This is a genomic window from Lonsdalea quercina subsp. quercina (assembly GCF_000688695.1).
Lineage (GTDB): Bacteria > Pseudomonadota > Gammaproteobacteria > Enterobacterales > Enterobacteriaceae > Lonsdalea > Lonsdalea quercina_D.
On the sequence record NZ_JIBQ01000017.1, the window covers coordinates 105,303 to 117,549 of the forward strand.

The 12,247-nt window shown below is 61.2% G+C and carries 4 protein-coding genes; all 4 read right to left on the reverse strand.

Annotated elements, in window-relative coordinates; translation table 11 throughout:
- Positions 1-39: 39 nt before the first annotated feature.
- The 4 genes from SB13_RS15640 to SB13_RS15655 all read right to left on the reverse strand — a co-directional run bounded on the left by SB13_RS15640 (position 40) and on the right by SB13_RS15655 (position 12,159).
- Positions 40-1,374 carry an MFS transporter gene (locus SB13_RS15640; RefSeq protein WP_026741243.1) on the reverse strand — a complete coding sequence of 445 codons (1,335 nt, stop codon included), beginning with the start codon at positions 1,372-1,374 and terminating at the stop codon, positions 40-42.
- Positions 1,375-5,604: a non-ribosomal peptide synthetase gene (locus SB13_RS15645; protein WP_051619130.1), complete on the reverse strand. Its 4,230-nt coding sequence runs from the start codon at positions 5,602-5,604 to the stop codon at positions 1,375-1,377.
- Positions 5,601-7,250 (reverse strand): MBL fold metallo-hydrolase, encoded by a 1,650-nt coding sequence (locus SB13_RS15650; RefSeq protein WP_051619132.1) that lies wholly within the window; start codon positions 7,248-7,250, stop codon positions 5,601-5,603. The genes SB13_RS15645 and SB13_RS15650 overlap by 4 nt, the downstream gene beginning before the upstream one ends.
- Before the next feature lies 1 nt (position 7,251).
- Entirely contained in the window at positions 7,252-12,159 is a 4,908-nt protein-coding gene (locus SB13_RS15655; protein ID WP_463605562.1) for an LLM class flavin-dependent oxidoreductase, read from the reverse strand.
- Positions 12,160-12,247: the final 88 nt, after the last annotated feature.

A 12,247-nucleotide genomic window follows, 5' to 3' on the forward strand; every position in this document is an offset into this window, starting at 1 on the left:
GCAACGCGTCGAACAACCTCCTCCTTGTTGTGAAAAAACTCAGCGCCCATCAGGGATTTGCCCATCAAGATCGCGCATCTTTCGGTGTGTCAGCCCCAGCAGAGAGAGCATCGTCCCCGCGAGGCCACAGCCCAGCAACACCAACCGAATCGCGCCCCCGTCGTCGGCACCGCCCAGCCAATGACTGACGGTGTGGGTCCAATCAGCGCCTGAGGTCAATGCAGGCGCCATCCATCGGTCTACCGCGCTGCCCGCGAGCAGAACGACGACCGGCAGCGTGAGCATGGTCAGCGAGCCCATCAACGCGAAGATACTGCCCTGCTGACTGAGCGGCACCTTGCGCATCCACAGCGCCAGGGCGCAGACGGTCGACAAACTGCCGACAAACAGGGCGATAAACACGCAGACCGCGTAGTCAAAAACGGAATTGACCACGCTGACGATCGCCACGCACAGCGAGAGCAACAAATTGCAGGACAGCAACAGCAACGCCAGACGCGACGATAGCCACGGCACAAACAGCGGTAGCGCGCCTAGCGCCGCCCCCAAACCGCCCCAAGCCATAATCACGCCCAATTCACGCACGCTGTAATGGGTGAGGATCAGGGGGATAACCAGCGTAGAGACCAGTGCTTCCAGGCCGTTTTGAATCAGCGTGTAGACCAGCAGCAAGGCCATCAGGCGATGCTGCCTGAAATAGGCCAGCGCCCGCAGGACATCCCTCAGCCAACGCCCCCTATCACCCGACAGTCCAGACGATTTCCGTATGGACGGCGGCAACCGATAAAGCCCCGCGGCCGCCAGCGCCAGACTGCCCAACAGCGTGATCAGATTGAAAATGAAGATGCCATTCAGGCTGTAGCGATACATCAGCATCCCTGCGATGATCGGCACCGCGATACCGACCACCCCGGTGAAGACGCCCATCACCCCACACGCCAGCGGCATCTGTTCGCTCCTCAGCAAGGCGCTCATCGTCGTCCGGTACGCGGGCGTTCTCAGCGCCTGCGCCAGGGCCATAACCACGGTAAACACATACAGTAGCCACAGCGCTACGCCGATTTTTTCCATTACGATGAGCAACATCGCCAACAGGCAAAACACGCAGGCGTCCGACAGCAATATCGCCTTACGACGATCGACACGGTCGGCCAACGCACCCGCAAACGGCAGAACCCCCAGCGTGGAGAACGCGCCAACCGCTGCCACCAGAGAGAAATCGAACAGCGAATCGGTCTGTTGATACACCCAGGCTCCGATGGAAAACCCCGCGATGTTGGCCCCGGCAATCACGCTATTTTCCGCCAGCAATAACAGAAAAAAGGGGCGTCCCAGCCGGAGGACTGGCCTTATCAACGTAGCGACCAACACCATTTACGACAGCCCCTGTTCGTTGGCCCGTAACGCCTGCGTCAATGCCTTACCCAGCGTGCTGACATGCGGAGCGCTCACCATCGACATATGCGTTCCCGCGACCGGGATCACCCGGATCGACGACGGTGCGTTAACGCCGTCCCATCCCAACAGCGGAGGCTTATCGTCGCTGACGCGGAACAGATGCCACGGTGCGGCCAGCGGCTTCGGACACCATTGAGCCAGTGCACGGATATATCCCTCGTAGTGATCGAGATAACCCCGTACCTGTTCTGTGCTCATCCGTTCCGGCAACACCGCCTCCGTCTGAAACGCTTTAACCAGCTCGTCAAAGGGAGCGGTTGCCACCAGCGCCGATATCCGCTCCGCCGCGGCAGGCTCCAGCAACGGATGCAGCGCCCACCATAGCCGAGCCCGATCCTCGCCATCATCCGGCAACGTGATCCCCTGCGTTAACGGGTTTGCCGAATCCAAAAGGCCGATAAATTCCACCTCATCGCCCCTCTCCAGGAGTTGGCAAGCCATCTCATAGACCACCACGCCACCGAACGACCATCCCGCTAATCGGTAGGGGCCTTTCGGCTGCACGCTTTGCATCACCTGAATCAGATTGGCGGCATGACGTTGCAGAGAGTCCGTCGGCAGCGCCCCTTCGTGCTGGCCCGATAGCCCGTATACGCTGAAATCGCCGTCGATATGCGCGAGGATCTCAGGAACATAAAGCAGCTCCCCCCACACCTCATGAACGAAGAACAGCGTAGACGTATCATTTTTCACCCGAAATGGAATCGCGCCATGGGCCCATGCTGGCGCGTTGTCGTGAGCAATACTGTCGGCCAACTGCCTGATGGTCGCCTGGGTCAACAAGGTGGAGACGCTTATTTTGAGGTCAAGCGCCTGTAGCTGACTGGCCACTTCGACCAGACGCAGCGAGTGACCGCCTAATTCGAAAAAGTTGTCATCGCGGCTGATATTTTCCTGCGGTCGATTCAAGACGGTGGCCCATACTCCCACCAACATTTTTTCAACCGCGCCCTGCGGCGGTTCGAACCCCGCGGTCACCACGCCCGCCTGTTCCGGCGCGGGCAGCGCCGCGCGATCCACCTTGGCGTTCGGCGTCAGCGGCAGGCTATCGAGGCGGACATAGGCGGACGGCATCATATACTCGGGTAGCCGTTGGGCGAGGAAAGCATGCAGCTGATCTTCCGCAACGGCCTGAACGACGGTGTAATATCCCACCAGACGGCGATCGCCTGGCACATCTTCTCTCACCAGCACAACCGCGTCCTGTACGCCGGGGTAGAAGCGAATGCAGGCTTCAATTTCGCCCAGTTCTATCCGGAAGCCCCGTATTTTCACCTGACGATCGCTGCGGCCCAGAAACTCGATGACCCCATCGGGAAGCCAACGCCCCAGATCGCCCGTTTTATATAGCCGCGCCCCCGGTTCATCGCTGAACGGATCGGGAATGAAACGTTCAACCGTCAGCTCTGGCCGGTTGAGATACCCCGGCGTCACCCCCTCGCCCGCCACGTGAAGATGGCCCGAGACGCCGACCGGCGCAGGGCGTCCCTGCGCATCCAGAATATAGAGGCGGACATTGGCGAACGGCCGACCGATAGGCGGCTTTCCTTCCCGCCGAGGATCGCACACGTGCATCGCCGCTCCGATAGTCGCTTCCGTGGGACCGTAGCCGTTAATAAAACGGCGTCCCGGCGCCCACTGGCACACTAACGCCTCGGACACTTCTTCACCGACCACCACCAGCGTCTGCAAATCGGGAAGCTCCGTGCCTTCTGGCAGAGCGGATAACACCGCGGGCGGAAGCGTGACGTGCGTGATGCGATTGCGTTTCAGCGTGTCGATCAGCTCGGCCCCGACCAGCGGACCTGCCGGCGGTAGGTAAAGCGCCGCGCCGCTGATAAAGGCAATAAACAGCTCGGAAACGCTGGCATCAAAGCAGAAAGAGGCGAACTGCAAAATCCGGCTGTCGGGCATGACCGCAAAGGCTTCGACCTCCGCCGCAATCAGGTTGCACAGCCCGCGATGCGGCACCGGGACACCCTTCGGCGTTCCGGTTGAACCGGAGGTGTAAATCACATAGGCCATCGACTCCGGCGTCAGGCCCAGCGCATGGGCATCCGGATTCGTCGCTTCGCCGTCTAGCCAAGGTCTGTGCTCGCCATCCAGTTCGATCACCGACAGATTGACAGGAAGGTCACCTAGCGCCACGCGACCCTCGTGGTTGGTCACCAACACCGCCGCTGCGCTGTCACTCAGCATGAAGTGCAAACGTTCCACGGGATAACGGGTATCGAGCGGGATATAGGCGGCGCCCGCTTTGAGTACCGCCAAAATCGCCACCACCATGTCCGGACTACGGGGCAGTGAGAGGGCGACATAGGTGCCAACACCCACGCCCTGCGCCATCAGCGCGTGCGCTAACCTATTTGCCTGTGCGTTCAAATCAGCGTAGGCGATCGTCTGCTGGCCGAAAATTAAAGCGGGCGCCTGTGGGGTGCGTGCCGCTTGCGCTTCGAACAGGGTATGAATACAGGTCCGATTCGGGAAGGGCGTCGACGTCTCATTCCAGGTGACCAGCAGTTCGTGACGCTCTTCGTCCGGTAAGATATCGATCTGGTTCACGCGTACCGTCGGTTCTTCCCTCAGCGCATTTTCCAGCCCGATCAACGCCGTTTCCAGATAGCGCGCCACGCGTTTAGGGTCCATTGGACGTTGAACATGCGTGGTAATCGAGAAACTGTCGCCGAAATCATCCACCTCTACGTGCAGCGGGTAGTTGCCCCGCTCTTCGTTGAAGAGCCCGTCCATATTAGCCCAACCGGCCTCTTGGCTGGCCGCCAGCGCTTGCTGCCTCTGGCTGTAACGATAATTGAATCCAGCGCTGAACAGCGGCAGCGAAGCTGGAACCTGGCTGCATGACTGCGCCAACGCCAGCGGGGCGTGTTCATGGCTCAACAGTTCAGACAGCAGGATGTGTGTCTCTTTGATCGCCTCAATCACCGACATCGACTCGAGATTAATGCGCAGCGGCAGCGTATTGACGCAGGGCCCCAGAACACGACCGGCCCCCTCACCGGCCTGCATTCGCCCAAACAATACGGTGCCGAACACCACATCGTCGCGCTCGGACAATCGAGCCAGAACGATCGCCCAGGCAACATGGAACAGGCTGGCCGGGCTGACCGCCAGCGTTTTCGCCAATGCGCGTAATTGACGGCACAACGCATCGCTCAACATCCGTGTCGCGTAGGTCAACAACGAGCCGTCACCCTGCACATCGATAAAACCGTAGGGTGCGGTAGGCTCATCCACGCCGGACAGCATCTGACGGAAGAAAGCCTTGTGGGAAGGATCGCTGGCGGCCAGCCGCGACTGCACGACAAACTGCTTGAAAGGAAGCGGCGTCGGTAAGCGGTCGCTTTCCCCACTCAGGCAGGCCTGCACTTCCTCAACGATGAAGTCCAATGTCGTGTGGTCAATCATCAGGTGATGGCAGAGCAGCATAAACAGCCAGCGATCGTTTTGCCGATCGTCAATAGCAAATGCACGCATCAGCGGAGCGCGGATGAGGTCAAGGCGGTAAGGTCGCCGAATAAAGCGCGCCAGCAGCCACTCTTCCGCGTCGCCCTCCTCTGCGGTCAGAACAATGTCCTCAACGTTTAACACAGCCTGACGCCAGACGACCTGTACCGGCGCAGGCAGCCCCTCCCACGCCATTGAAGAGCGCAACATATCGTGACGGTCGATAACCTTCTGCATCGCTGAGGTAAAACGATCGAGCTCCGCGCGCGAGGTAAAGGCCATCAGCCACGGCAGAATATAGGGATCCGCGCCGTCTTCGGTGGCCAAATGGTGAAAGAAGATCCCCTCCTGTAGCGGCGTCAGCGGGTAGATATCCTGCACGTTATCGTCACCGCCCTCGATGCGCTGCACAATCTGCGCCCGCTGAGGCTCAGAGAGATTGACCAGCGCCGACTCAGGGTATTTCCACGCAGGGCTGCTTTCTCCAATCCACGCAAGCAGCAAAGACTTATGTTCACGCAGGCTAGCCAGCAGCGCCGGGTCAAGGGCCGCCTTGTCGGCCCGCAGTTTGATATTGTCCCCTTCACGCCGCAACGCGACCTTGTTTTTTCCAAGCTCCAGCAGCAGATCCGAGAAGCTGATGGATGACGTTTCGATGGATGAACTCTGGCTGATAGGGATCATATTGTTACCTCGTCATCACTGGATGCATCATCATCCAGCAGCGGGATCGCCTGAGGTCCCTGCAACCGCTGGACCACCTCAAGCCCAATGGCTAACGCGCCGCTCAGCAACGCATCCGAATCCTGCATCCGGGCCGAACCGGGCACCGACGCCGGACCTAACACATGCCGGAACCACGGTTCCAGTCCCATGGCGTAGTTGTACAAACGCCTGGCGCCGACGGCCTTGAGCAGCGCTATCGCCTCACCCGAAGTACTGCCACGGCAGCGTCGGTTTTTCTCCGGCTGGCGATCACGATCCTGCGGGAACAGCGCCTCGATGGTGTAAGACGCCGGGGCTCCCTCGGTTTCGCTATTCATAAACACCGTTTCGATGGGGCCAATCGCATCCCTTATCCGCTCATACAGAACCGGGTCCAGACAGGCCGAATCGGCGGCAAACAGAATTTGTTGGCGTCCCAGCCGGATAACGTACGCGCTTTTGGCATGCGCTAAATCGCCATGCTCGCCGAGAAACGGCACGCCGATGATTTCGCCGCCAGGCAGCGGAATCGACTGCAACGGCTCCATCTCTACCGCCTTTTTAAATCCCAGGACTTCGGCCATGTGCCGGAGCGATACATCCCCCAGCAGAAAATCACTCGCTCTCGGCACGACGAGACAGCCAATGCGATGACGCAGACGCAATAGCGTTTCTATCGAGAAATGATCCGGATGCGCATGGGTCACCAGCGCATAATCGATGTGCTCGGGAAGCGACTGAAAGGTCACTCGCCCATCGTCGCCTTGAAGCGGACTGGCGCTGATAAAGGGGTCAATCAGCACCGATACGCCCTGAGTTTGAACCAACACCGTCGCGTGCCCGAGATACTGTATGCGGGTCGTCTGCGGATCGGCATGGAGGGCATTCCGGGGAAGGGGCGCCTCGGTCAACAGCGGGCGCAGTTGACGTTGCATCATGGCGTCTGCCCCACACAGTTCGAAGATCTGCGCCAGCGGTTTGGGAGCGGTATCCAGTTGGAACAGCGCATCTAAACGAGGACTGGCAAACGGCACCTGCCACCAGACATCGTTCGGCTCAATGGTATGCGGGGTACTGAATAAAGGCGGTCTATCGCCATCGTGCCGCAGCGGGCGGATGCGCAGACTCTGCAACGCCGGTTTGTAATAGTGACTTCGGTAGGTCAGTGCTTCAATGATCCGAAAAGAGGGGCGGTTAAAATAGTCATAGACCAGCTCGACCAGCCCGCGAAGCGGCTCGGGTATCTGGGCATAAAGCGGCTCCAGGGACTGTCCGTTGCCCTGTTCCGCCAGCAGCCGATGCAGTTTGCCTACGGCTTCAGACAGCGCCACGCAGTCGCGCAGCGTACTTTCAGAACTGGCCAGCAGCGCCGCAATCTGATCGGCGTGCTCCGGCGCAACGCCGATGCAGGCGCTCCCGCTCAGAGCCGGGTCGGTCGCCATCTGATAGTTCAGCGTGGGATTGTCCAAATACAGACGCATGACTTTGCGCTGTACCTGTGCAAAGTGCAGACTGGCGGGAATGGGGGNGACATTCAACCACCACGCGCTCCATCCATTGATCAGGGGTTCGGCTATGACTGAGTCGGCGAGTCGATAAGCCGGTGCAGACGTCAATGTTTGCATATCAGAATGTCACCTCAATTGTGTCAGGAGTGGAATCTCCTGAATTCGCCTCTGCGGCAAGGCGTAGATGATGGTTAATGGCTTCAGCCAGCGAAGCTGGCGTCGGGTTGGCGAACAGCATTCTCACTTCGGCGGGGATCGCCGCCTGGCGGAGGCGTTCAAGCAGGCTGACCACCATCAGGGAGTTGCCCCCCAGTTCAAAAAAGTTGTCATGCCTGCCAATACGTTTAACGTTGAGCAACTCGCCCCATAGCGAGACCACCGTCGATTCAAGTTCACCTTCGGGAGGCGCATAGTCGTGCGTTTCCGTCACGGCGGCCACGGCGGGCAGCGCATGACGATCGATTTTGCCGTTCGCCGTCATGGGCAGCGCATCGAGGAACATCACGCTATCTGGGATCATGTGGCCGGGCAGACGCCGCGCCAGGAACTGGCGCAACTCTCGGGTGCTGGGGGCGGTGGACTTCGCCAACTGCTGCAAGTCGTTCAGGTGCGGCAGGCCATCCAGCGCGCTTTCCGCGTCCATCCAGTCAATCAAACAGGCGATTTCATCAACACCGCTGTTTTTTATGGCTTGAACGATAGGCAAACAGCTTTGTGCCGTCCCGATCAGCGCGGCGGAGGAGGAGTAGTGCTCAAAGGCATACGTCGTCATCGCGTCCATGTCGTGGTCAGAGATCGTTGACGACGGCATGCCCATGTCTTTGGAGAAAAAATTCAGTCCGAAATGCAGTTTCAGGTAGTCGATAAACGGCGTTTTGGCTTTTGCCAATGTGGCGTTTAGATCGGTGCCGATAAAGGTATGCACCATCAGGGTGACGTGGCCCGCATCTGGACCGTGGCCCGCTTCCGCTCTTGCCTGACGGTAGAGTGCGATATGCTCCGCCAGTTCATCCAACTGCTGCCCCATCAGGTGCGTCAGCAAATGGGNGCCCGCTTTGCCCGCCTGTATGAAGGTTTCCGGATTGCCAGCCGCGGTTACCCAGATAGGAAGCATCGCCTGAATAGGCTCCGGATACAGATGAATATCGGTCTCTTTTCCTGCGCCGTCCGGCAGCGAGATCGTTTCGCCACGCCACAGCGTCTTGATCATTTCTACGCCGTCAAACATCGCCTGTTTGCGCGCCGCATAGCCGTCAGGCGCGAGCACAAAATCTTTCGGGTTCCAGCCGGAGGCCACCGCCAGCCCAACGCGCCCATGAGAGAGATTATCCACCATCGACCACTCTTCGGCGACCCGCACCGGGTGATGCAGAGGCAGTACCACGCTGCCCGAACGCAGCGAGATCCGCTGAGTGATCGTCGCCAGCGCGGCGTTCAGCACGGAGGGATTCGGATAGAGCCCCCCAACGGGATGGAAATGGCGCTCCGGCGTCCATATCGCTTCAAACCCATGGCGATCGGCATACTGAGCCGCTTCCAGATACAGCGCATATTTATCTCGCTGGTCCCGGGAGTCTCCGCCGAAGTAGAAGAGGCTGAAGCCCGTAGTGTCCACATCCTGCGACACAGCCTGGGCCGGAGCCACGACATAGGCGACCAGCCGTTTTTCCTTGTCGCCAATCACGACGGCATCCTGTACACCCGCATGTTCCAGCAGCGCCGACTCGATTTCCGCCGGATGGATACGTACGCCGCGGATCTTCACCTCATTATCGTTGCGTCCGTAATAGGCGATACGGCCATCCGCACGCCAGCGCCCCAGATCGCCGGTACGGTACATCAGCGGCACGGCGGCTTCGGGTTGCGGCGAGATAAAAGGATCGGGGACGAAGCGCTCCGCCGTCATATCAGGACGGTTCAGATATCCTCGCGTCACGCCGTCGCCCGCAATGTGAATTTCACCGAAAACGCCGATGGGCGCAGGCTCTCCCCGTGCATCGAGAATATAGACGCGAGTATTGGCGAGCGGTTGGCCGATGGGCGGCGCAGACGCATTATCGGTCTCCTCGCACACCCGTTGCGCAGTGGACCAAATCGTGGTTTCCGTTGGGCCATAGAGATTCCACAGCGAATCGGTCAGGGTTAGCAGCCGCAGCGCCAATTCATGGCTCAATGCTTCCCCCCCGCACAGCGCTGAGCGCAGCCGTAGCCCCTTGTGCCACCGGCTTTCCAGCAGCATACGCCACACCGACGGCGTCGCCTGCATTACGCTAATCCGCCGATCGCGAATGCAGCGCGCCAGCCGTTCGGGGTCCAGAATGGTATCGCGATCCGCCAGCACCAATCTCGCACCGCACAGCAAAGGCGAGAACAGTTCCAGAGCCGCAATATCAAAATTCAACGTCGTGACGCTGAGCAAACGATCATCTGTGCGCAGATCAATGCGTTGCATGACGGAGAGCAGCAGATTAACGACGCCCCGATGAGGCACCATCACACCTTTGGGCTGACCTGACGATCCTGAGGTATAAATCACATAGGCTAAACTCTCTGCCTTCAACGCGATATCGGGATTGCGCGATATCGCCACATCGTTTTGCGCCGCCGCGAGATCGATAATCTCAGGCACGTCCGGCGGGCTCTCCCACAGCTCCCCTAATGTCATCAGCACACGCGGCTGGCTGTCTTCCAACATGTACAGAATTCGCGGCTGGGGATACGCCGGATCGACCGGCACGTAGGCGCCCCCCGCCTTTAGCACCGCCAGCACCGCCACCACCATGTCCACGCCGCGCGGCAAACAGATGGCCACTCGCGCATCCGCCTCAACGCCCTTGGCTATCAGCACATGCGCCAGCCGGTTGGCACGTTGGTTCAGCGCGTCATAGGTCAGCGACTGCTCGTCACAGACCAGCGCCACCGCCTGCGGCGTGCGCTGCACCTGAGCTTCGAACAGATGGTGAATGCCCTGTTCCTGCGGATAATCGGCGCAGGTGTCGTTCCAGGCATACAGCACCTGTCGCCGCTTGGCGTCAGACAGCAGCGGCAGCCGGGCAATGTCCTGATCCGCATCCAGCACCATCGCCCGCAGCAACACCTGCCAGTGATCCACGTAGCGCTCCACCGTTTCACGATCGAACAGGCTGCTGGCATAGTCGATCCCACCCTCGATCCGATCGTCACGTTCGCCCAGCGCCAGCGACAGATCGAACTGCGCCGTCACCTGTTCAAAAGCGAACGGTTCAGCCTGCAATTCGCCAAGTCGCAGATTTTCTCCGGCGGCGTTTTGCCAGGCCAGCATGGTCTGGAACAGCGGGCTGTGCGCCAGGCTGCGCGCCGGATTCAACGCTTCCACCAGCTGTTCGAACGGCAGATCCTGATGCGCCTGCGCCGCCAGCGTGGTCGCCTTCACCTGCGCCAGCAGTTCGCCGACCGTCGCGTTGTCGGCTATCCGGCAGCGCAGCGCCAACATATTGACGAACAGGCCGATCAGCGGCTCCAGCTCGGTGCGGGTGCGCCCCGCCNCCGGCGAGCCGATCACGATATCGTCCTGCCCGCTCAGCCGGTGCAGCAACATGGCCCAGCCGGTCAGCAGCGTCATGTACAGCGTGGCGTCGTGACGGGCGGCCAGCTTTTTCAGCCCCGCCGTCAGCCCCGCATCCAGCGTGAAGTCGACCCGCCCGCCCGCATAGTCCTGCACCGCCGGGCGCGGCCGGTCGGTCGGCAGCGCCAGCAGCGGCGGCACCTCCGCCAGCTGTTCCCGCCAGTAACCCAGCTGCGTTTGCAGGCGCGGACCGTCTATCCACCGGCGCTGCCAGGCGGCGTAGTCCGCGTACTGGATGCGCAGCGGCGGCAGCGGCGACGCCTTCCCGGCGGTCAAGGCGTCGTACAACGCCCCCAGCTCCCGCATGAAGAGGCCGACAGACCAGCCGTCCGAGATAATGTGGTGCAGCGTGAACAGCAGCACCTGCCGACGGTCGTCCAGCCGGATCAGGCGCCCCCGGACCAGGCCCCCCCGTTCAAGGTCAAAGGGGGCGCCCGCTTCCTCCGCGCTCAGCCGCGACAGCGCGCTTTCCGGCTCGGGATGCCCTCGCAGGTCGTCCACCACAAGCGCAAAAGGCGCGGGCGCGTGGATTTGCTGATACGGCGTGCCGTCTTCCGCCACAAAACCGGTACGCAGCGACTCATGGCGCGCCACGAGACCATCGAGCGCCGCCTGCAGCGCCTCAACGTTCAGCTCGCCCTCCAGCCGTACCCCGCCCGCCATGTGATACGCCGCGCTGGCGTTCGCTTCCAGCTGCGACAGGAACCACAGCCGCTGCTGGGCGAACGACAGCGCCAGCGGGGCCGTGCGGTCGGCCGGGGCTATCGGCGGCAGCGCGCTCAATGGCGCCTGTTCAACCGCCTGCGCAAACGCCGCCAGCACCGGATGGGCAAACAGCGTGCTGAGCGCCACGTCGCGTCCCAGTTGCTGACGCACCCGCGACAGCAGCTGGATAGCCAGCAGCGAGTGGCCGCCCAGCGCGAAGAAGTGGTCGTGCCGTCCCACCGCCTCGACGCCCAGCAGTGACGCCCACAGCCCCGCCAACGCCGTTTCGGTTTCCCCCTGCGGCGCTTCGTAGCGCTGCACGGCGTAGGCCCCGGCGTCCGGCTCCGGCAGCNCCCGCCGGTCCAGCTTGCCGTGCGCGGTCAGCGGCCAGGCGCTCAGGNGGACCCAGGCCCCCGGCAGCATGTAGTCCGGCAGCTCCGCCGCCACCCAGTCGCGCAACGACTGCGCGTCCAATGGCTCGCCCGCCAGATAGTAAGCCACCAGTCGGCTGTCCCCGTCGGCGTCCTGCCGCGCGATAACCACGCTGTCGTCCACCGCCGGGTGACGGCGCAGCCGCGCCGCTATCTCGCCCAGCTCGATGCGGAAGCCGCGGATTTTGACCTGATGGTCGTTGCGTCCCAAATATTCCAGCTCGCCGTCGCTGGACCAGCGCGCCCGGTCGCCGGTTTTGTACAGCCGGGCTCCCGGTTCATCCACGAACGGGTCGTCAATAAAACGCGCCGCCGTCAGCGCCGCCCGGTTCAGGTAACCACGGGCGACGCCAGCTCCGCCGACATACAGTTCG